The 24,180-nt window shown below is 42.2% G+C and carries 11 protein-coding genes and 3 pseudogenes; 1 reads left to right on the top strand and 13 read right to left on the bottom strand.

Annotated features, from left to right (window positions below; translation table 11 throughout):
• Window positions 1-82: 82 nt before the first annotated feature.
• From H4I94_RS06595 to H4I94_RS06585, 3 genes and pseudogenes are all read right to left on the bottom strand, one after another.
• Window positions 83-8,842 (bottom strand): hemagglutinin repeat-containing protein, encoded by an 8,760-nt coding sequence (locus H4I94_RS06595; protein WP_261182473.1) that lies wholly within the window; start codon window positions 8,840-8,842, stop codon window positions 83-85.
• 12 nt (window positions 8,843-8,854) lie between these two features.
• On the bottom strand, window positions 8,855-10,564 hold the full coding sequence (locus H4I94_RS06590) for a ShlB/FhaC/HecB family hemolysin secretion/activation protein (protein ID WP_261182472.1): 1,710 nt from the start codon (window positions 10,562-10,564) through the stop codon (window positions 8,855-8,857).
• Window positions 10,565-10,722: 158 nt separating this feature from the next.
• Window positions 10,723-11,190 (bottom strand): annotated as a pseudogene (locus H4I94_RS06585) (acetyl-CoA C-acyltransferase); the annotation flags it as partial.
• 67 nt (window positions 11,191-11,257) lie between these two features.
• On the opposite strand from H4I94_RS06585, the pseudogene H4I94_RS06580 reads away from it, so the two are divergent.
• Window positions 11,258-12,425, top strand: a pseudogene (locus H4I94_RS06580) (IS3 family transposase).
• A 286-nt stretch (window positions 12,426-12,711) separates the two neighbouring features.
• On the opposite strand, the gene H4I94_RS06575 reads toward H4I94_RS06580, so the two are convergent.
• From H4I94_RS06575 to H4I94_RS16310, 10 genes and pseudogenes are all read right to left on the bottom strand, one after another.
• Window positions 12,712-12,984: a helix-turn-helix domain-containing protein gene (locus H4I94_RS06575; protein ID WP_254592218.1), complete on the bottom strand. Its 273-nt coding sequence runs from the start codon at window positions 12,982-12,984 to the stop codon at window positions 12,712-12,714.
• A gap of 158 nt (window positions 12,985-13,142) precedes the next feature.
• Window positions 13,143-13,475 carry a hypothetical protein gene (locus H4I94_RS06570; protein WP_174559651.1) on the bottom strand — a complete coding sequence of 111 codons (333 nt, stop codon included), beginning with the start codon at window positions 13,473-13,475 and terminating at the stop codon, window positions 13,143-13,145.
• A 513-nt stretch (window positions 13,476-13,988) separates the two neighbouring features.
• A complete protein-coding gene (locus tag H4I94_RS06565; protein ID WP_261182471.1) occupies window positions 13,989-15,344 on the bottom strand; it encodes an ATP-binding protein in 1,356 nt (451 codons plus the stop codon).
• The gene (locus H4I94_RS06560; protein ID WP_086194903.1) at window positions 15,344-16,006 is read right to left on the bottom strand and encodes a response regulator; all 663 of its coding nucleotides are present in this window, start codon (window positions 16,004-16,006) and stop codon (window positions 15,344-15,346) included. Before H4I94_RS06560 ends, H4I94_RS06565 begins: the two co-directional genes overlap by 1 nt.
• Window positions 16,007-16,146: 140 nt before the next feature.
• Window positions 16,147-17,454 carry a TolC family protein gene (locus H4I94_RS06555; RefSeq protein WP_174559653.1) on the bottom strand — a complete coding sequence of 436 codons (1,308 nt, stop codon included), beginning with the start codon at window positions 17,452-17,454 and terminating at the stop codon, window positions 16,147-16,149.
• On the bottom strand, window positions 17,451-17,777 hold the full coding sequence (locus tag H4I94_RS06550) for a DUF3240 family protein (RefSeq protein ID WP_016165445.1): 327 nt from the start codon (window positions 17,775-17,777) through the stop codon (window positions 17,451-17,453). The genes H4I94_RS06555 and H4I94_RS06550 overlap by 4 nt, the downstream gene beginning before the upstream one ends.
• Window positions 17,770-20,853: an efflux RND transporter permease subunit gene (locus H4I94_RS06545; protein ID WP_174559654.1), complete on the bottom strand. Its 3,084-nt coding sequence runs from the start codon at window positions 20,851-20,853 to the stop codon at window positions 17,770-17,772. Before H4I94_RS06545 ends, H4I94_RS06550 begins: the two co-directional genes overlap by 8 nt.
• Before the next feature lie 10 nt (window positions 20,854-20,863).
• Complete coding sequence (locus H4I94_RS06540; protein WP_174559655.1) at window positions 20,864-22,102, bottom strand: efflux RND transporter periplasmic adaptor subunit; 1,239 nt, start codon at window positions 22,100-22,102, stop codon at window positions 20,864-20,866.
• Between the two features lie 127 nt (window positions 22,103-22,229).
• Window positions 22,230-23,027: pseudogene (locus tag H4I94_RS06535) on the bottom strand (IS3 family transposase); the annotation flags it as partial.
• Window positions 23,028-23,346: 319 nt separating this feature from the next.
• Window positions 23,347-23,490 (bottom strand): DUF932 domain-containing protein, encoded by a 144-nt coding sequence (locus H4I94_RS16310; protein WP_409976752.1) that lies wholly within the window; start codon window positions 23,488-23,490, stop codon window positions 23,347-23,349.
• Window positions 23,491-24,180: the final 690 nt, after the last annotated feature.

The following is a 24,180-nucleotide window of genomic DNA, read 5'->3' as shown; positions in this document are numbered from 1 at the left end:
ATTCATAATATCTATTCTTATAACCGATATAAAAAATGGTGCAGAAAATCTGCACCATTTTTAATCCCACTCAAAAACAACTTTAAGGATTGGGAGTGGTAGGCCTGAAGAAATCTCTTAACTTTCCAACCCCCTTCGTAACTGCATCAGCAACATTTCGATGTGTAGAGTTTTCTATTAAATGTTCTGTACCCGACACATAAGTTTGCTCTAACTCTTCCTTAGAATCACGAATACGGTCTGTACTTGTATACGTCCCCGTGTAAGCATTCCTGTTGTTTTTTATCTGACGCAAGTCATCTGAATCTGCACTACCTTCTCCACCCAATTCAAAGCTAGAGTTTTTATCCTTTTTCGTAGTCGAAGTCACTTGAACTGCTGACTTGTCAGTTTGATTAACCGAACTGTCTTCAACCGTTTTACCGTCACTATTCACCGAATTAAATTTGACATTTTCCATGCTTAATGTCGGTTGAGCTGATGCAGCATCACCAGAACTCGCAGGCTGGGCAGTGGCAGGTGCACTCACTTCAAAACGATTAGCCGTAATTTCAGAGCCGGTGTACTTAGTTGAGTTACTTTTCGCAATATCGAAACTGGCAGAAACACCACCTGATTTATGTGTAGTATCCTGTGTTGATCCACCCTCAGCATCAGTTAATGTCCGCTTTACATTTTCATGAGAATTTGTAGTACTTTTTTGTGCATTTTCAAAACCTACCCCGACACCAAAACCAGTTGAATTACTAGTGCTAGTACTCTCAGCTGCACTAAAGGTTGTTTTGTTCGCTTGAATAGATACACTGTCGCCCGTAAAGGCTGTACCTTCAAAATTTGCTTCGCTTGCTCTGACCTTAATATTTCCAGATGCGTTTAAACCTCCTACAACCGCTGTAGATGACTTGGCATTATTTTTATTTTGGCCATATTCGGCACCCGCCTCTATATCTGGCACACCTTTTAAATCCATCCCCACTTTTAGATTGACATCGGCATTGCGACTAGTAGAACTAGACTCATGTGTATCATGCACAGCGTTATAAGTTAGCTTAGATGCCTCTAGATTGATGTCGCCACCCGAGTTAAATTGTGTACCATTCAGTTGTGTTTCACCGCTGGAAATTGAAGTGATATTTCCACTTGAAGTAAACGAAGAGCTTCTTGCCTGCGTATCTTTGCTGTCAACTTTTGAAGACTCCATACTGTATTGTGCAGAAACACCAGCTGCCACTTTAGTAGCCTTACCACCTGAACCTGATTCTCTTGCACCACTTGATTGCTTACTAGTTCCAGTAGATGCTGTAGCACCTAAACTTGCCTCTGCAGATACACTAGCACTTGCTCCAGCTTCCGCATACAAGCCTAACCGAGCCTCATGGGACTGGCTGTTACTGTGGAAAGTCTGGCTGTCGTGCACAGCCTCATCTTTAATCGATGCAGCACTTTGGTAAATAGTACCAGCATTGACTTGAGTGGCCTGATCTAGAATTTCATTTTCAGCGATACGGACAAAACTACCAGTTGCTTTAAAGTTATTCCCTTTATTTGTCACAGTGTCATAAGACTGCTCATTGTTTTCAATTGCTGTTCTTAAGCCTGCACCAACTTCTGCAGAGGCACCGGCTGATGCAGATGCAGATGCACTGAGAGGATTGATGTTGGTTACGTCTGCCGAAGCACTCGCCTGTGCACTGGCTTGGGCAGAGACACTACCACTTAGATAAACCCCTGCCAATTTGCTTGAACTGGTGCTAGTTTCGCTATGTGTATCTTGTACAGCCAGATTTTTAATGTTTTTAGCTTCTATTCTTAAAGCTGCAGGTTTTCCAATCGGATCACCATTTTTATCCCATTGTCCGGCCTGTACATCTGCACCTTTGAACGTTGCTGTATCCGTCACTTTGATGAGCATGTCTGAACCAGATTTCAGACTTGAATTACTATGGGTCAAGCTGTTCATGGTCTCATTCTGATGCTCTTTCTTCGCGCCAAAAGTAACCGTCGAATTAGCTTGTGCACTCATACCCGCACTCACACCCAAGGATGCACCATTGACGCCCACCTTTCCGCCAGCTTGTGCTGCTGCTTGAGCACTAGCATCACCTTCTGCAAAAATCCCTACAGAAGTACGTTTTACATCACGAGAGGCATAGCTGGTATTTTTTCCAGCTTCGACCAGCAAATTCTTGGCAGCAATAGCCAGTTTTCCATCTACATCAACATTTGAGCCTCTCACATTCACAGTGTTGTCAGACATGATGGCTAAATTACCTGCCGATACAATATTAGATGCCACACTGGTGCTAGAACCGCTCTTTTCTACAGTTTTGGTGGTTTCTGAAATTTTCAGTGCAGCTTCGCCTTTGGCTGAAGCTGAAGCATTTGCTTGTACATTCATGGACAATTTAGTTTTTTCTGCTTTAGCGCCCACACCAGCTTGAACATCTGGTTCATCTGCAGTTGAAGCACCATACATGTTTTGCGTTGCATTGCCATTGAATTTCCCTTTTTTGTCTTTTTGGATGCCATCGGCTGCAGTACCGTAAATAGGATTATCATTGCTTGCGCTGCCTTTAGTTGACTTCAGATAAGTTGACGTCGTTGTTACCTTTTCATGACGCTCTTCATCCTTGCCATCCAGAATATCTACACCGGCTTTACCCCGAATCAAACTGGTACTGTCTTTGTCACGTATGCCAATATTTGAGCCTTCAATAATCGCCTTGTTTTCCGAGTCGACAATTAAACTGCCCACACTTAGGTTACTGGCTTTATTGGTCCCTTGGAAATCTGTTGTTTCGACAGTTTGTTTACCCCAAATTCCGCCACCGACACCAAAGCCTGATCGTGATGTAGACGTCTTGGTTTCAGTCGTATCCTGATCTGCCAGCAATTTAAAGTCACCGCCAGTTTTCACATACATTAAACCACCAGCCGTAACATCACTGCCTTTAATGGTCGTATCTTTACCGCTTTCCATAACCATATTGCCGCCCGCTTCTAACACCGAGCCCATGTTGGTGACTGAACTGGTCGAACTGCGGCCATTTTTAATACTTTTTGAAGAAGCTTCAGCATTTTGAATAGACAGGATATTAATATTTTCGCCAGCCTTCAGCGCTAGTGTTTCACCAGCCTTCAGCTTGGCACCAATATTATTGATATCTTTTGCTGCGTCCATAACCAGTGCACCATCGCTAACAATACCTGATACTGCACCAATCGACGTTTTACGGTCTGAATCGGTACCAGAAGTATGCACTTCGGTAATATTGTTAATTGAGCCTTCTTTAGAGGTCAGGAAGACATTACCGCCTTTAATCTGCGCACCAATATTGTTGATATCCTTTTTAGCATCCACAACCACTGTGCCGCCACGGATGGCTGCATTTTTATTGTCTAAAGATTCAACATCAAAATAAGTCAGAGTTTTACCTTCAATCACTGCACCTGAAGTACTGATACTGTCCACAGTCGCCTTGCTGAGATAAACCTGCGGTACCAATACTTTTTGACCAGCGACTTCAGTTGCTACCATCCAAACGATGTCTTGTTTCAAGTTACCGATTTGCTCTGGCGTTAAAGCTGTACCATATTTCAAACCTAAAGTAGATTTCTGGTCAGATGCCTGATCAAATAGTTTTTGCATTTGGTCGGCCATAGAGCTGTTGGCATAAAGTACGGCTGTACCTAATGATGAAATCAGTTGCTGCTGCACCAGATTCATTTCATAGCCATTATCGCCTAGGCGTTTCATCAACTGGTCTGGATTAATGCCCAATTTTTCTTGAAGATAATCTGAACCGATGACATTTGAATTTTCCCCATATAACGGGTTCGATTCGACTAAATATTTTGAATTTGGATTTTTGGTGATGATGTACTGACCATAGTCGGATACAGGCAATGATAAATTGACAGCAGGTGATTGAGAAATAGGATTCACAGCCCGTATACGTACATCTTCTGTATACTTTGTAGTGTCCACTTGTTTTTTAAGCGTTTCAACATCCGTTCCGTCTTGCGGCGCATCAGCATTTTCTTTTTTATCTTCCGCCGGCTTGTCTATTTGACATGTCAAACCGAGATTTTCACATAATTTCTTATCATTATTTAAAGCCAAATGATTAAGATTGCTTTCAGATTCATTGGTCAGGTTTTTTGCTTTTATAAGAACCGTGTTACCCGTAACTGTTGCCTTAGACTGCGCTGTATTACTTTGCACATTTTGAGGAACCAATGCTTTATAGCCATCAGATTTGACCTTATTCCGAATCGCATCAATTACATTTTTGACATTATAAGTAACCGTATACGTATCCCCTGATCTATCCGTCACAGTCGTGTACTTATCCATATTGGTATCACGATAAGAATAATAAATCCCTGATAGATTCTTTATTGCATCAATATAATTATTTGAGCGATTGAAATCACCATCATCATCAATATTGCTTAATTGAATTGTGCCTGAATTTTTTGAATCTAATGAAACAACTGCTCCAGCCCTGTTGCTATGATCAGTTAACAATAAATATTTTAACTCAAACAATTTGTCACGGTATAAATCAATGGATTGATTGGTAAAATTATTAGGTCCATCTATATTAACCATTCCAGCGCCATTACCCGCGGCATAAATTTTACCGCCTATGTTTTTCGAATCATCTACATAGTTAATAGTAATATTACCGTTATTTGCACCGATTTTGGCTTGGCCTATATCTCCATTTAGGTAGTTTTTGATTGTGTCATAGTTAGTTTCAGTACCGGCCTTCACATCTGTGCTCTTTTTCCAGGTCTCCGTCACTACACTGGCTTGCACACCATCATCACCGCCGCCTTTAATTGCAACTTGAGTGGTATAAATAACTGTATTGCTCGCACTGTCATCAAAAGATTCATGGCCCCAGTCATTATCACTGGTTAGGTACATCTTCGGTGTGTTCCACGTTTCAGTAATATTAATTTTATCGCCATAATAGGTCCGTTCATTCAAGAACTTTCCGCTCAGCGCTAAATTAATATCGCCATTATTGACTAAAACATTATAATTATTTTCAAAATCATGTCCGTAAACTTCTATCCCATTTCCAGCCTGCAAATTGCCACCAGAAACCTGAGACTGATTACTGTTCATTTTATTATAAACATTGGTTTTCTTGCTGTTTTCATTACCCAGCACCAGATATGCAGCAGCATAAACATCACCAAAGTTGGTGATGGTATTTACATCACTGCGTTGAGTATTGATCAACAAATTATTTAAAGAAATAATGCCTGACTTTGCAGCATTGGTTAAAGCTGCCGTATCAATAAACAAGGAACCGGCAGAATGAATCAGCTTGTTATTTACCAGCTTGGTTTCGGCTGCAATTTTAGATACACCCGAGGTTTTGATCTGATTGTTATTGGTTAAGCTATTTGCATTCAGATCAGAATCATACAGGTTCACGTCTCCAGTACTGCTGTTGGTAAACTCTGCTTTGGCATTGACAGCTGCACTGTTCATCGCATTCAGCTTACCGGTATGCTGATAATTATTCGAAAAATTCAGTGTCGCAGCATCAATATTGAGCGTACCACCAGTATTATCTAATTTTGTAAAGTTGATTGAGGTTTTTAGTGGTACCGAGCCATTTCCTTGAACATAAATTTCACCGGCATTTTTTGAAACCAAACCTGTCTGGTTAAAACTTGCGTTATTGCCCAAATATAAATATGCACCTGAATTGTTTATCAGGTCTGCTACCGAAATTTCAGACAGACTGTCTGAAGCGTTTAAATTCACATAAACATCACCTGAGTTATTCAAACTACTCAAGTTTTTTGCATTTAACGAGTTATAAAGATATATACCGGTATTAGATAATGCTTTCCCGGTATTGGTCAATGTTGTTTGCAAAGAAGTCTTGCCTTCAATCACTGCCGAATCTGCAGAAATTTGTCCAGCATTGACAATTTCATCTGTCTTTAACAGCAGATTATTGGTACTGATAATTCCTTTATTGCCATTTAACAGCTGCTGTGCGGTTAAATTCACGGCGCCAGCATTTTGATTATTTACCGTGTAAATATAGCCCGTGTTGTCAATCTTATCTGATACGGTTAAATCTGCTTGATTCGCTGCATAGATTTCTCCGCTATTGACAATAGCACTGTCTGCTTTTTTATCCGCATTAATTTTTACCGTGCTGCCAATAATATTTGCGCTGTTATTCACATCAGACGCGCTGATATTTACAGCTGCAGCATTTAATTTGCCTGCATTGTCCAGCATCTGGGTATCAATATTCAGCTGATTTCCAGCCGAAAGTGAACCATTGTTCACGGTATTGATTTGCGCACCATCTAATACCAGACTGCCTATAGCAGAAATAACCCCCTGGTTATTAAAATCTGCACCGTTGATATGCAGGCTCAGATTGCTGTTGCCAGCAAGAATTGAATTCTGAGCGTTGGTCAAGGCTGCTGTGTTTAGCTCTAAATCCTGATTGGAAATGAGTTTGCCGCTATTGTTTACGCTATCCAGCGTACTCAGTTCAAATTTGTCTGAAATCAGACTGCCTTGGTTATTTAATTTTTTCAGCTGGGCTTTGGTGAGCTTCTGTGTATTTACTGCACCTGTATTGTTTAAAGTATCCGCCGTAATGTTTAAATTGCCTACGGTGGTGACCGCAGCACCGGCAGCGATATTGAGGTTTTTCTGGGCTGAAATCGTCTGAGTTTGCGCATAGGTTTTGCCCTGCAAATCAATATCTGCATTTTTAGACTGTAATGCAATCGAACCGTTGCTTTCCAGCTGCGCCATAGTACCTGCTTTCAGATTATTCGCTGCAATTGCAGAGATTGAATTTTCTGCACCTGCATAGCCATCCAGCTGTATTGCATCTGCTGAAAGCTCAATGCTGTCCGAGCTAAACAGCTGTGCTGGGCTGTCCACAGTCAGCTGCTGCATGGCATTTGCATTCAGTTTGCTGCCTGCTTGTACTGCACCACTCAAATTTATGGTATTTGCTTGCAATGCCAAATTATTTTGCGCATAAACAGCGCCAGTCTGTTGCAATGAATTCAAAGCTGTTAGGGTTAAATTGCCTGCTTCCCATAACCCTTTTAAATTCAGGTCTTTTGCATTTACCGTATTTAAATTCTGAACAGAAACAAGGGTATTATTACCGCTATTCAACGTGTTGCCAATGTTCAAATTGGCTGCTGAACTATACAGTTGGCCCCAAACATCGGCATTGAATGCGTTGACTGCAGTATGGTTTAGACTAACGATCAGGCCATTTTCATCTAGCGTAAACTGCTGTGCCTGAATATTAGTATTGGCAGCCGACGTCTGTGCACTCAGTGCCAGCTGATTTGCCTTCAGCTCTAAAGCATTACCCGCTTTCAGTTTGCCACCGGACAGTTCCATATTGCCATTGGCAGCATTGAGAACAATATTATTTTGCACTTCGGCATTTGTGTTTTTAAGCTTTAAATCCTGAGCAGTCTGAATATTGATACTTTGTGCTGACTTCAACTGTGAATCCTGTGCGTTGAAAGCATTGGATTTCACGTGCAGGTCAACAGCATCTAGCACGGTATTTTGCAAGGCAATATCTGCATTGGCATTTAATTTCAACGCATCTTTGGCCTGAATTTTGGCACTATTAGCGTTAAATGCCTGACTTTGAAGATCAAGCGTGCTGCCAGCATATAGCGTACCACCTGCCACATCCACATTGAACTTTTGCGCATTCACATCACCAATTGCAATACTGTTTGCTGTTAATCCGCCTTGAATATTTAATTTTTGCTGCTGTGCAGAGCTGTTCTGTATATCAATTGCCTGTTTGGCATTAATTTTATTATTCAGCTGAATATCACCGGCGGCACTCAAGGTGAAGTCTGCAGCGCTGGCAGCCGCATCACCCGCCATACGCACGCCAACACCCTGTTCAGTAGAAATCAGGCTAATGCGATTTGCATAAAGACCTCCCAACAGGGTTGAATCAATAGCATATTGCCCAGCAGCATCTGTACCTGCAATCGCTGTGGCTTTACCGGTAGCATAGTCATAAGCATTTGCCCCGGTCACCGCTTCCAGCTGTTGTGCATTGACTTGTCCATCAATATTTAGGTTTCTGGATAGCAAACGAAGTAGGCCAGTGCTGTTGGCATTCAAACCATTATCTGCAATAGAAATATTGCCTTGTGTAATGTTAAAACCGGTAATGTTTCCGTCAGGGCTAAACTTTGGGGTGCCTGTAGTTAATGTCGCTCTGTCTGTATTAATAAAACCGCAGCCAGAACAGGTTATCCCGTATGGGTTCGCCAAGATCACATCCGCTTTGGCGCCAGCAACTTCTATATAACCATTTAATGCAGAACGGTTTGCGCCTGTGACTTCGTTCAAAATCACTTTGGCGCTGGTATTTAAATTGGCATTGGTCATGATTTTGCCAGCCAGTTCAGTCATGACTGACAGCTGGGTTACTGATTGCGCAGCGTTATTTAAGACCTGACCAGTTTTATCTACGTTATAGTTTAGGTAGCGGTTATGCGAAATTCCGGCCGCATTGGCTGTCGCGATATCAATAATTTGCACACCGTTATTGGCATTGTGAACTTGCGTATTGGTATCACCTACAATCACTTCTGCCAAGCTTGACTGTACAAACAGCATGGCAGCCAGCGGTGTTAGTACCGCAAGAAAATGTGATGTTCGTTCAGTCCCATTTTCAGCACCCGATTTGCTGCCTGCCGTTTTTTTGCCTTTTGAACTTACATTTTCAGCTACAACATCAAACGCATTTTTTGTTTTATTCCAAATTGTTTTATAAATATGGTTCATTTCCACATCTCCTTAAAATGTGACTGTGGTTGAAAAGAAGAAGTCCGTATCTGGTTTTTTCATAAAGTTTGGCTTCAAGACTGGCTGCGTAACAATCAGCTCCAGCGCAACATTTTTGAAATTAAACGCAGTACCTGCACTTACACCCGCCAGTTCCCCAACTTGGCTGGAATTTTCTTTGTTATCCACTTTTCCGTAATCGAAACCGACATAATGGCGCGCAATCAGCGGGCCATTGCTTAAGCTATAGACCTTGTTCAAATTCAGATCGTTTTTAAATGAGTAGCCGCTGTCACCGCTGAGTGAGCTTTGGTTAAAGCCGCGGACACTGTACAGGCTGCCAATGGAATATTGCTCTGAGCCATATAGCGTATCCAATGCATATTGGCCGGAAAAATTAGAAGAAAAACTGAAATTTTGCCCTAAAGCCTGAAATGGCTTGAAATAACTTAAACCGTAAGTCAATTTTTCAAATTGCGCTTTTGGCATTTCAGCAGGCAAATCTGCTGCATCTTCTAGTGCATTAAACAGTTTTAAACCGCGGCTGTAGCCGGCATTGGCATTGACTACACCAGTCAAAAGCATGTCGCTGTAACTTAAACCGATATCCAGTACCGACAGTTTTCGGCTACTGACATCCAACTTAACGTCTTCTAAAAATGCAGCCGTATCTTTATGGGTCAGACCAATATTTGCTCGTAGCTGGTTGTTGAATCCCCTATAAAGCAGACTATCTAAACGTCCTGTATAGGTATTGGTCTCACCGCTTGAATGCAGCTGGTTAAACTGAGTCTGTAATGTTGAGTCATATTCCGAACGCGAAGCATTCAGACTTAAGGTTTGATAACCTAATGGCACGGCATAAAAAACACTGCTGGAAAATGAATCCTGACGATTGATATTAAATGGCAAAGAACGGTTATAAGAAAGATTCAGTAAATCATTCAAGCCAAAAATATTGTCTATGCCTACGCCCAAAGCCGCCTGATTGCGTCCGGTTGAATCCTGCCCTTTGTTGTCATAACTAAAATAGCCGTTCCAGCGTTTTGAAGGTTCATTGTCAAATACCACAATACTTTCACCGGTTTTCTCACCCGGATAAATATTCATGGTGGCATTGTTGGATTGAAGCTTGTTAATTTGATCCAGTGCCTGTTCTAAATCTCTTAAATTTAGCGGCTTGCCTTCAGCCCCAATAATGGCTGTTTTTAATGACATGGTACCTTTAGCGCGTTCAGTCAGCTGTAACTGGCTTAATTTTCCTTCCTCAACACGCAGCTTAAGTGTCCCTGCTTTCAGGTCCTGTTCAGGCAGATAAAAACGTGCAGCTGCATAACCTTTGCTTAAATATAGCGCGGTCAATTTCCCCATAATTTCTTCAATGCGTTGGGCATCTATGCAGCTATTTTCATAGGGCTGTGTGACTTTGCGGATTTCACGCTGCGCAATTACGGCAGCTCCCTCTACATGAATTGCGGTAATATTTAAACATGGCCCTTTTTCTATGTTTTTAGACTCGGGCGGTGCAATTTCAATACGTGAAGGCGGTTTGGCAGATTGAAGCAGCTGTTCCTGCTCATAACGCAAGCGGTCTTGCTGATTCTGTTGGATCCGTTCATTTTCTTTATTAGCGAGCTCTATTTCAGGTGTGGCTGCGTAAGCCCCTTGCATAATCCCAAGAATAAGGGCACTAAGAAGTAATGGTTGTGAATAAAAATTCATTGCTATCCCCAATTTAAACAATGATGGCTTCATTCATGATCTGAATTTTTCCATCAAATTATGGAGAGGACATTAACTGTAAATGCTTTATCTTTATATCACTGCAAATGGGTATATTTCAGGAAAACCCGATTAGCTGAAAAAAGGGTAGGCATATTCTCTAATTGATTCAAAGCCGTAGTCACCAATCGAGCACCTGATGCGCCAAGCGGATGCCCCAAAGCAATCGCCCCACCATTAGGATTCACCCTTGGATCGAGATCTTTTAGCCCCAAATCCCGAGTACAAGCCAGAGCCTGCGCCGCAAAAGCTTCATTTAACTCGATCACGTCCATTTGATCTAAAGTTAGACCTGTTTGCTTTAAAAGCTTTTGAATAGCTGGAGCAGGACCAAAACCCATAATACGCGGTTCAAGACCTACAACAGCTGCACCGATAATTTTTGCTCGTGGTGTTAATCCATATTTCTCTACCGCCTGATCAGAAGCAATAAGCACTGCAGCAGCCCCATCATTAATGCCGGAAGCATTCCCCGCAGTAACAGTGCCGTTCGCTTTGACAACTGGCTTTAGTTTGCTCAGCCCCTCTAAGGTAGTGGATGAACGCGGATGTTCATCATTCTCAATCAAGACTGGACTGCCACCACTCTCCTAGACAAATTTCGTCTATTCTTTTTGCATAGGAGAGAACCTTATGAGTGGACAAAGATATACCCCAGAATTTAAAGATGAAGCTGTTAAATTGATTACTGAACGTGGATATTCTGTCACTGATGTAGCAGAGCGTTTAGGTGTATCACAACACAGCATTTATAAATGGCTAAAGGCGCTACAGCCTTTACGTAACAACTCTGATGAACATGAACTACTCGAAGCAAAGAAAGAAATCCTACGTCTTAAAAGTCAGCTTAAACAAACTGAAGAGGAACGGGATATTCTAAAAAAGGCCGCTAGGTACTTTGCAAGCCTGCCCGAGTGAAGTATCAGTTTATCCTGGAATACAGCCATCAATTTAAGATTAAAACGATGTGTCGGGTCCTTAAGATCGCTCGTGCTGGTTACTATGCCTGGTTGCATGAACCCGAATCAGGCAGGACTATTGAAGATAAGCGATTATTACAGCTCATCCGTTCTTCTTATGAGGCCAGTTATGGCATCTATGGTTATCGTCGCATTATGCTGGATCTAAAAGAATTGGGTGAAAGCTGCGGGCCTAATCGTGTGCTGAAGATCATGAAGAACAATGGTATTGCCGCTGTTCGAGGATATAAGAAGCATAAAAGCTATGGTCGTGGTCGTCCTCAGATTGTGCCACCCAATCACTTAAATCGAGAGTTTGTTGTAAACACACCTGATACCTCGTGGGTGACTGATATTACCTACATCCGTACTTGGCAAGGCTGGTTATATCTGGCTGTAGTTTTTGATTTATATTCAAGGAAAGTCATCGGTTGGTCAATGAAACCTATGCTTGCCAAGGATATTGTTTTGGATGCACTTCTTATGGCGGTATGGCGACGCAGACCCAATGAGCCAGTGATCATACACTCACTTGCGCAGCAGTGCTGCTCAGGTTCACAATACAGCAGTGGAGACTGGCAGAAATTCTGTCAGAAGCATAACTTGGTTCCAAGTATGAGCCGGAGGGGCCTTGCGCAGTATACTGCTCATGGGATAATGCTGTTGCTGAATCCTTTTTTAGCAGCTTGAAGAAGGAAAGAATTAAAAAGCGAATCTATAAAACACGAGAAATGGCCCGTGCAGATGTGTTTGATTATATCGAGATGTTTTACAATCGAATCAGGCGTCATTCGCATCTCGACGGGATGAGTCCAGAAGCCTTTGAGGCAGCTTCAAAATGAGGCTGTCTCATGTCTAGGATACTGGGAGCAGTCCACCTCAGTGTTCACTGAACAATCAAATACTCCAACTGTAAGCAATCTATTTTCAATTAATGCACCGATCGCATTGCTACAATTTTTTAACTGCCAGTTAAATTCAGCTTCAGCTCGCGCTCCTTTAAGGCTATAACTATGCAATCTCCTACTTTCACTTTGAAAACCATTTTCATCAATATAAACCAGTGGTAATTGTTGTTCTAAACATTCAATCAAGTTCTGAAATTGCCGACGTTGATTTTGATCTGCTTTAGGATGCTTTAACGTCTTTTTTTACGCGATATTCCTGCGGCATGTAGCGCATTAAATACTGCATGTGTACTGACACCAAAACGCTCAGCCTGTTCACTAATATAATCATCAGGTATTGTTCAACATCCTTCAATATTTGCTCTTTGCTGATTTTAGCTGGACAACCGGGAATAGGCCTATTCTCGGTCGATTTTTTCCATAGCTGTATCGTACGTGTGCATACTCCAAAATGCTGAGCAGCTTTACGTACTGACAATTGATCTCTGGTCATAATTTCTATGACTTTGTCTTTAAAATCTTTTGAGTACCCCATGTCTTATAATGTATTAAATATTTAAGAATTTAGCTATATTTATCCTCTGCTTCTTTTAGATTTGGTGTAATGAGTACAGGTGCTGATTGATTAACAGGATTATTTGGATCTATGACTTACCACTTTTTAATGTAATCAATATATAAATCATTACTAACTTCTTTACCATTAATTTTTATTTTTTCTGAAGGGATTTCCGCAAAATAACTGCTATGTGAATAGCACCAGAAACAGTTCCCAGGCAATCTTTGATTACCACCTAATATACCAACAACTGATCCTACAGGATCTGATTCATGAACTGCTGAATATGCACTACTATAATATCCATCTGTTGAAATATAGCCGTTTGTTAATAATTGATTTGCATAATCCTGAACATTTGTAGCTGTCCCGTAAAATCTGGACTGACGAATAGGAATACCTAATATATTTTGATTGTTGTTCAAATCCTGTAATACAACACTTGAAGTTAAGCCACCTCGACTATGACTGTTTAATATAATTCCAATGGAGGATTAGATATTAGAGCTGTCCTCATTTCATTTAACGAAGCAAATTGCTCTGTATCTTGTTTAATAAATCAGCAACTCCTTCATTAAACATTCAATTTTAAGCATCTAAATAGTCATTTTTGAGCTATTTATCAAATGAGGACAGCCCCTAGGGTCTATGGACATTTTCCGCGCAAAAAAAAATACAGTAAGTGATTATTCCCAGTATCCTACACAGGAGAAGTCTTATTTGGGAGACTGCCTCAAATATTTCTGAGCTCATACTAGAAATCAAGTTACGCTTTTAACAAAATTTCTGCCAATCTCCACTGTCATATTACAGACCCTTATCCAATTGTAGGATCGCAGGCTTATTTGACCTCTGCCGCCACACTGCCATAAGTAGTGGTGACAAGCCAATTTACAATTTTACAAATTACTCTTGAGTCCTATCTATAGCGTCATTATTTAGTTCTGATGGTTAAATTCAATCCTGGTCACCAGACCACCAATGGCATCCGCTCGGCGTAACTCAATTTTTCCGCGGTATAAATCGACAATTTGCTTAACAATCGATAAGCCTAGACCACTGCCAATAACTGTACTGTTCTGATTCACTCGATAAAATCTTTGAAAAATCAGAGGTATTTGTGCTTCATCCAAACCGATTCCATTGTCCTCAATCTGCACAAAACTATAATTTTCAACACAGCCACAACTGATTTTAATGAAACACGGACGTTCCTGGCTACGATAGATAATGGCATTTTCTAAAAGATTACGGAGCATAATTTCCAATTGATCCATTTGTGCCATGACCAGGGCTGACTCCAGTTGTAGCTGTAAGTCAATCTTTGCCTGACGAAGCTGAAAATCCATCATCGCAAGGGTACTTTGAATCATATTAACCAGATCAACCGGGCCTTGAATTTGTTGACCATTGGGTTCTATCCGGGCCAAGGTCAGTAACTGCGTGATCATTCGTGAGGCCTTATCAATGCCAATGATAATGTCCTCTGCTGCTTCTCGTGCCTCCTCAGTAGAACGTGCACTCTGCAAAACTTGTGCATGCAGGCGGATCGCCGCCAAAGGTGTACGTAACTCATGGGCTGCATTTGAGGTAAAACGTTTTTCACGTTGCATGCTTTCTGCAACTTCACTCAATAATGTATTTAATGACTTCACCAAAGGTTCGATTTCTTTGGGCACGACAGGGTTGATGGGTTTTAAATGTTCAATCGACTGCTTTTCCAGATTTTGACTGATACTGAATACAGTGGACAAATTGCTACGTACGGTCTGCAAAATCAACCAGGACAATAATGGTAAAAAAAATGCTGAACCTACTATTAAAAATAGTAGCATATCTCTCTGGATATCCTGACGGATAGTCCAGACCTGTGCAATTTGTACTTGTATAGTGTGGGTGCTGTCCCAAACCGAATAACTGCGATAGGTTTGATTGTGAATCTTAATCCAGCCAAAGTTGGCTTGCTGAACAAACGGGTGTGTATCCACGCCAACCGAACGATAAATCAACTTGCCATTACGATGCCAAATCTGAAATATAATCTGATTATAATGCTCACCTTGAGCTTTCTCGATGACAGTATGGTCAGGGATTCGCCCTTCCAGTGAACTTGAAGTGGTCGAGAGTAAAGCATGGGCGGTTTCGACCAGTGATTTATCAAATATATTGTTCGCCGTGCGCTGCATTCCCCAGTAGATACAGCCTAGACTACCCACCCAGACAGTGGCGGTGATAACCAGTAAAATCAATGATAGACGCCGGGTCAGTGAATAACTGCGAATGAAATTGGCCATCAATAATTTTCATCCATAATATAGCCAAAACCCTGCACTGTACGGACAATGTTTTTCCCAAGTTTGCGCCGTAAATTATGAATATAGACCTGGATCACATTACTGCTTACATCCGCATCATAGGCATAAAATGAGTTTTCTATGCTCTCCCGTGAAATAATCCGGCCACGGTTAAGGATAAAGAGTTCCAGCAAGTGAAATTCTTTCTGAGTTAATTCAACTTCAGTTTGATCTCTCAGTACCTGTTTGGTCGCTTTATTAACTGCAATATTGCCAATCTGAATCAAATCACTCACTTCACCTGAAATACGGCGCAATACCGCTTGAATCCGTGCAATGACTTCATACAAATCATATGGCTTAACTACAAAATCATCTGCTCCTGCATCCAAACCTGAAATACGCTCCTGAATTTTATCCTGAGCAGTCAGAATAATAACGCCTACTTTATTCTTTTTACGGCGCAGTGACTTTAAAACTTCCAATCCATTCCGGTCTGGCAAACCTAAATCAAGCAAAATAAACTGATAATCATAACTCGCCAAAAAATGATAGGCTTGCTCTGCTGTGGTGGCTATATCGACCACAAAATTTGCATGGTCTAAGCCTCGTGCTGTCGCCTTAGCCAGTAAGGCATCGTCTTCAACTAACAATATTCTCACGTCTGAGCTACCTTCTCATTCTGCTACTTATAAGCCTATATTTATTTCTGTGAAAGCGGCAGGTACTCTGGCCCAAGAAAGACAGAACACCAACCGAATAATGATCATACAAGGCATTGATATATCAGCACTCTACTATTTCACTCTGCCTGATGATCCTCATGTAAAGGCCATAACTGATGCGAATTCAGCAATAGTAAACTCAAGCTTTCTGCATAATCAATTTTGGCTTGATCAATTCGACCGCGCGCATCAACCAGTTGCTGTGAATGAAGTAACAGTTCATTTAAACTCAATTCACCAAGCTTATATGCTTTTTGCATCAATCCATGTTGTTGCTGTAACTGTGCCAAATTCTGTTGAGCCTGCTCACTCCGTACAGTTGCCGACTCCATCTGCGTGAACCAGTATTGCGTTTCCTGACGCAAACGGTTTTCTACTCGTCCGATCTCAAAATTGGCCTTTTGAGCTTCAGCCATGGCCATGCCAGAAGCTATACGCACTTGCCGACTGGCGAGTGGAATTGAAACGCTCACACTCATCAAGTTTTCAACACCAGACTGTTCACGACTATAGCCCACTCCGACCGTAGGATTAGGTATCCGATTGAGTTGCTCTCTTTTGACTAATGCATCTTGCTGTGCTGCCTGCGTTTTGGCCAGCTCAAGCTCATGGTTGGCAGACAAAACCTGCTGTATCCATTCAGTCTGTGTATATTCGAGTGGGCGAACTTTGATGACATCACTGCTCCAGTGTTCTGGAATTTTTCCCTGATAATCACGTGACAATAACTGCTGTGCTTGATAGTAAGCTGTTTTAGCCTGCATATATTGCTCTTCGATTTGCCGCGATTCATTGCTGAGCAGCATCAGCTCCAGCCGTGGGGCATCTCCAGCACGGATACGCTGCTGGGTCATTTGCATATAGTGCTGTATTCCTGCCTGCTGTTCCTCTATGCGCGTCAATTGCAAAGCACTGCGTATATAGGCAAACCACTGATTCAGCAAAGTTTTGGCAACTTCATGTTTGGCATCTTCATATTTTAATTCTGCAATACTCATCCCTCGTTGCGCCAAATCCTGATCCAGCCGGTATTTGCCAGGCAAACGAATCTGCTTTTCAACACCAAAGCTCGGCTCATAACTATTGGACTTTGTTTGAGCATCCTGGGCGTCGGTGTTACGAAGCTGCATCCCCGCACGCACGGTCCAGGGATGGCCCAGTTTTAGCCCCTGTCCTGCAAAATTGGCATAGTCCTGATCCGAAACTGCCGATCGAACAGTTGGATGCTGTGACAAGCTCTGTTTGACCGCATCGAGTGGCGGCAAGACCTGATCCAAAGCGGGTTCCGCGGATACGACAGAAGTCATCATCACACAACAGCCCAAGCCCAGTAAACGTAAGGCTTTACCCAGCAAATGGGGTTGAGTCGCTATTTCTGGTTTCATTCGTTCACTTCTCCTTGACCAGCATAACCCGATGTTATGGTTGGTAATACCCAATAGAAACAGTCACTTGATTTAAATTTCTTTTGGATATGGGCCAAAACTAAAGGCACAGTTGCGAGGGGTAAAATCAACAGAATCAAATTACGCTCAGTTGCACCCCGAATTTTTTCTTGAATGTTTCGATAATGTTGGCGGCTGCCGAAACCTTGTGCCGGAATACAAGTACATCCTGTCACAATCTCGGGAATAAGCCATAAATGGCTCATTAATTCTTCCGCAATATCACTGGAGATGTTGATAGAGAGTTGGCACATTTCAGACATGAGTATCTCGCACTAAACCAAATTGTTTGAACAAGTTAGGAAGTAAAATCAGCGTCAGTAAGGTACAGGAAATTAACCCGCCAATCACCACGATCGCCAATGGACGCTGAATTTCAGCACCTGGCCCAGTGGTAAAGAGCAAGGGAATTAAACCCAAAGCCGCGATACTTGCAGTCATCATTACTGGACGTAAACGTCGCATCGCCCCCTCACGAACCACCTCTTCAATTGCAACGCCGCGTGAAATGAGCTGGTTAAAATAACCGATCATCACCAAACCATTCAGTACGGCAATCCCCATTAATGCAATAAACCCGACCGAAGCAGGCACCGATAAATATTCACCAGTGATGGCTAAGGCTACGACTCCCCCAATTAAAGCAAAGGGAATATTCACAAAAACCAGTACTGCCTGACGAACAGACCCTAAAGTTGTAAAGAGCAGGAAGAAAATCATGGTCAACGCTGCAGGGACAACCAGCATCAGACGCGCTGCTGCACGTTGTTGATTTTCAAACTGTCCACCCCATTTCAATGAATAGCCGGCCGGTAATTTAACTTTCTGGGCAACCTGCTGTTTTGCTTCCTCGACAAAACCAACCAGATCCCGGTCACGCACATTGGCACGGACAACGGACATTCTTGAAGCATTTTCCCGGTCAATTTTGACGACGCCTTCAGTCTTGACCATTTCTGCTAAAGAGGACAACGGTACAGCCGCTGAGTTTGCAACAGGTAAATTCATGTTCGCGAGGGCAAAACTGGATTGTCCCAGACGCGGATCACCTTTCATCATCAATGGAACCGGTCGCCCCTGTTCAATAATCGAACTAATCTGCTGCCCTTCAATGAGCATTTTGAGTTGTGCCTGTATGCTTTGGCTATCTAGCTGATTGCGGACAGCCATATCACGACGAATACGTAATTCCTGATATTGCACCCCGGAATTTTCCAAAGTCATGACGTCTTCGCTGCCTTTGATCCCTTGTAGAACGGTAGAGATTTGCTTAGACAGCTGATTCAGCTGGTCTAAATCGGTACCAAAAATTTTGACGGCCAAATCTCCACGTACACCCGATAACATTTCTGAAGTCCGCATTTCGATCGGCTGACTAAAGGTGAGATTGACCCCAGGAACATCGGCCAATACATGGCGAATTTTGGCTAAAATCTGCTCCTTACTTTGTCCCTGCCACTGATCTTGCGGTTTCAAAATGACAAAGCTATCGGTTTCATTTAAGCCCATAGGGTCAAGGCCCAGTTCATCCGAGCCGGTTCTTGCCACAATGCGAGCCACTTCTGGAACTTGTTTTAGAATTCTTCTTTGAATGTCTAGATCAAGTGCAATCGAATTTTGCAGGCTGATCGATGGCATTTTTTCCAGCTGCAATATGGTGTCACCTTCATCCATTGTTGGCATAAAAGACTTACCAATGAGTGGGAAAATGAGCGCAGCAACCACCAAAGCGCCTCCGGCCAAAGCATAAACACGTTTCGGATGGGCTAAACTTGCATTTAACACCTTGCTATATGCCTGTTCCAGCTTAGCAACAATATACGGCGTGTGATGTGCTTGAGATTTTAAAAAATAGGAACACAGCACCGGAATAATCGTTAATGAAAAAATCAGTGAGCTCGACAATGCAAAGACAATGGTCAGTGCCACTGGAGAGAAAAGCTTCCCTTCCAGACCTTGCAACGTCATTAACGGAATGAAGACCAGCATAATAATGATCATTCCTGCAGTCACAGGTACCGCCACCTCACAAACTGCACGATAAATGACGTTCAGCGGGGGTAAAAACGAACGGTGTTTGGACTCGTGTGCATCTGCCAGTTGCATTTCGATATTTTCAACCACCACAACCGCCGCATCGACCAGCAAACCAATGGCAATGGTTAAACCACCCAATGACATCAGGTTGGCACTTAATCCAAACTGATGCATCATTAAGAAAGTACTCAATGCAGATAAAGGTAAAATGGCGGCAACCACCAAAGCAGCTCTTAAATTGCCTAAAAACAGCAGCAATAAAATCAGGACCAGTACAATCGCCTCGACCAAGGTTTTACTCACTGTATGAATGGCACGATTCACCAGTTCACCACGGTCATAAAAAGGCTTGATCGTAACGCCCGGGGGTAAGTTTTTCTCAATGTCATGTAAATGTTCACGCACACTTTGCACAACCTGACGTGCATTGGCGCCTTTTAAGGTGAGGACAATCCCTTCAACAGCTTCACCCTGACCATTTTCGGTTACCGCTCCGTAACGGGTAAGTGCACCGGTATGGACATCGGCGACATCCTTCACTTGCACCAGCGTCCCTTGATGATTGGAAACAATAATCTCACCCAGCTCTTGTAAATTGGTGACACGACTATCGCTACGAATCAGTAATGATTCTCCATTTTCATTCAGACGACCCGCACCGTCACTTGCATTGTTTAATTCAATTGCTTGTTTTAACTGATCAAGAGATAGACCTCTCGATGCCAGAGCATCCAGGTTGGGTGTCACTTCAAAGGTACGTGCCAAACCACCCAGGACATTGACATCCGCTACCCCTTCAATTTTTCTGAGCTGTGGACGGACGACCCGATCGAGCAAGGTTCGTTTTTCCATATCACTCATAGGACCATGTAAAGTGAACATAAAAGATTCACCTAATGGCGTCGTCATAGGCGCAATCCCGCCTGATGCATTGCCAGGCAAAGCTGGCATGACTCCAGTCAAACGCTCATTGACCTGTTGTCGGGCCCAATAAGGATCTGTCCCTTCTGCAAAATCCAGGGTAATGATTGCAATGGCATATTTAGATTGTGAACGTAGTACAGTTTGATGAGGGATTCCCAACATTTCCTGTTCTATCGGTACCACAATACGGCTTTCCACCTCTTCTGGCGTCATGCCAGGAGATTTCATCACAATTTGAACCTGTGTGCTTGATACATCGGGAAAGGCATCAATCGGTAATTTGGTAAATGCCAAATAACCCGCAACACTGATTGCCATACCCAATAACAGCATTAGGATTCGTTGACTCAGTGAAAATGCAATAATACGTTTTAACATGTGCCTAACCTCAATTCACCGCAGTGCTACTGCTGGCAGGTGGTGCCTGCTCTGCACCGAAACCTGACCAAACGGCTTTTAGACGTTCGACACCCCTCACAGCAACTTGAATTCCAGGTTTTAATGCATTTCCAATCACATGACTTTGCTGCTGGTTCGCCCCCACCAATTCCACTGGCATTGCCACGAAACCATTTTGATTTTTGATAAAAATGAAGTGCTTGTTATCTTTTAAAGTTAAGGCAGCACTCGGTATTACCCATGCGGTTTTTGTTGTCGGGTTATGGCTTTGAATATTCGCTTTAACAAACTGTTGTACTTTTAAACAGTTATCCTTGGCCTGCATTTGGACTAGAACATTTTGAGATTGCGTATTGCCTGAAAGTGCTGGTGCAATTTGTTGTACCTGCCCGGTAATTTCACACCCCTCAACTTTGACCAAATCGCCAATCTGGATATATTTGCTATCCGCTAAAGGGGCTTGCAGCATTAATTGCAAAGGTAGATCACTATTCACCAACTGGCCCAGTACTGCACCGGTTTCTACATACTGACCTGCAGATACCTGTAAACTTTCTACACTGCCTCTGGCTGGACTTTTGACATACACTACGGGATTCAATCCCTGACTGCTACTTCCGCCCATAAACTGCAACATGCGTTGCTTGGCATTCAGATCAATATTCAGTCGTTGCACTACATTCTGGGCTTCCTGTACACGTTTTTCAGCAATAATCCCTTCTGCATATAAACTGCGTTCACGTGCCAAATTTTGGCTGGCCAATTGCAATTGCGCACGAATTTGGAAAATGTCATTTTGAATCTGAATTAAATTGGGACTGTGAATGGCCAGTACAGGACTGTGGAGACTAACTTCTGCTAAAGGTTGCACCATTACCTGTTGCACTATCCCCGCTACAGGACTGGTTAAAACCACTTTACTTTCAGGTGACCACTGCGCTTGCCCCTGCAAAGTCAGTGCAAGTTGTACATCACTTGTCGCTTGCCCTAAAGTTTGTAATTGAATACCTGCTTGTTGAATCTGTTTGGGCGAAATTAAAATCTGATTACCAGAGACATCAATTGTTTCTGTTTCATTGGCGAGTACATTTTGTGTCTTTGATTTTTCCACTTTATTTTTATTTAGTAGTAAACTACTGCCCCACCAAATTCCTAAAATCACCAAGACCAATGTGCAAATACTGATAAATAGTTTTTTATTTTGTAATACACTCACCTGCTGACTCACTGATCTACCCTCAAAAATATTTTCTCCCAGAGTAAAATCAAGTTCTTAAGATCTAATTAAATTTGGAAATTCAATTTTTTCGGGGCTTGGTAATCCTCCCATAAATAACCGAAGTTAAAAGTAGAGGTTAAGCAGCCATTAGAGGTGGCCCTCCTTTGTTTGCTTGGTGTGGTCTTTCATGGTTGTAATGCCACAGCCAACTTGTTGCATAATCTTGTACTTCTTCCAGTGTGTCAAATAGATGCTTGCTTAGCCAGCTATAACGTATAGTCCGATTATAACGTTCAATATACGCATTCTGCTGTGGCTTACCTGGTTGAATATATTCAATACGAATACCTTGTTCAGTTGCCCAGCGTACAAATTCATGACTGATAAACTCCGGGCCATTGTCACACCGAATAACTAACGGCTTTTCTCGCCACTCCAGCAACTGATTCAACGTACGAATAACCCTGATTGTCGGTAATGAGAATCCTGCTTCAATGGCTAAACCTTCTCGACGGTAATCATCAATTACATTCAATAATCGAAACTTGCGACCATCGGAAAGTTGATCATGCATAAAATTTAATGACCAAACCTGATTTTCTCGGATTGGATCTTTCAATGGTTCAGGCGCGTGCCGTTTTAGTCTTTTTCTCGGTTTAATACGCAGATTTAGTGCCAACTCACAGTAAATGCGGTAAACCCGCTTGTCATTCCAGCAGTGATTCTCAACATGTCGTAAATATGAGAAGCACAGACCAAATCCCCAATCGGAATTTTCCTCAGTGAGTTCAATGAGCTGTTCAGCAATTAATGCATTGTCATCGCTAAGTTTAACCTGATAACGGTAGCAGGTTTCACTAATGCCAAATGCAGAGCAAGCTAAACGGATACTAACCGCATGCAGGGCAACGGCTTGTTGAGCCATCTGACGTCTATCTTTGGCTGAACTGAGTTCCGCTCCACGACCCTGTCCATTAAACATGGTCATGAATTTAGACATGGCACGGCCATTCGGTTCCATCTTGTTGTCTGCTTTAGTGGCTGGGTTGGCTTGGGTTGCCACATTACGATAGAACTGAATAATACTCTCGTCCTGTTCTATTGGACTCAGGTTGGTGTTGTTAAATACCGCATCAAAATAAACCACAGCTTCGGTCTAGGTCACTTTATGTTGACTGAGCTGTTTCATTTCATACATGTGTTCATCCCATGCACGCAGAGATACGCCCAGCTGCTGTTTAATCTTTTGGGTATCAAAGTGGGTGTTGCGGGACTTTAACTACACCGGCACTACTGTCCTGTCCTTTTAGGGCAATCGCCAAGGTGTTATTACACACCACACGGATGGAGATGAATTGCGTAGTCGCAAGGGTTCCATCACAGCCCGCTGCCAGCAAGTTATAGCCATTGCTGACTTTTTTCTTTTAAAGCAGAAGCCTGTTCAATACGTGCTAAAGCCCAGAATTTCATGTATCCTTTAAGCACACTGGCTATCTCCAGTTGAAAGCAAGACTGCTTTGTTAAATCAGAATAAGAAGTTAAGTATTCCCATCGGTAGACTTCCTGATAGCTCCGGCTGAACATAAATAAAGGCGCATGGGTATCGGAGCGATATAAAACATATATTTTTCATAAGGCATAATAATGCTTTGCCAGCATTCATTCTGGGCATCATATAGCTGCATTGGAGGATTTGTTACACAATTCAATATTTTAAGAACCTCAATTTTTATTTATAGCACAAATAACGTCTATCAATCTGCATAGGTTTGACCCGCCAGCTTATTGCTATTCAACAAAAATTACTCACCTAATTCATTGAAGCCCTCTCTAAAGTACTGATGCATGTTATTTTATCCAAACGCATCCAATGTCTTCCTAAAAAATTAAATTCAATATTTTTAGACAAGTAAAGATATATTTATTTCAAAGACTTAGTGTCGCTTAATTTCAACTACTGAAGCAATCAAATTTAATACCTTTTTACATGAATTCATTATTTCCTGAATCATCTTGTAAGATGCTGATAAGAAATGTATTAATTATTAAGTCTGTACATAAAAATGGCTAAGTCTGTACAGAAGTTA

It is taken from the genome of Acinetobacter sp. T_3_1 (genome assembly GCF_025377055.1).
GTDB classification, from domain to species: domain Bacteria; phylum Pseudomonadota; class Gammaproteobacteria; order Pseudomonadales; family Moraxellaceae; genus Acinetobacter; species Acinetobacter kookii.
The sequence above is the reverse complement of the archived record's forward strand: the minus strand, read 5'-3'. Positions and strand labels throughout refer to the sequence as shown.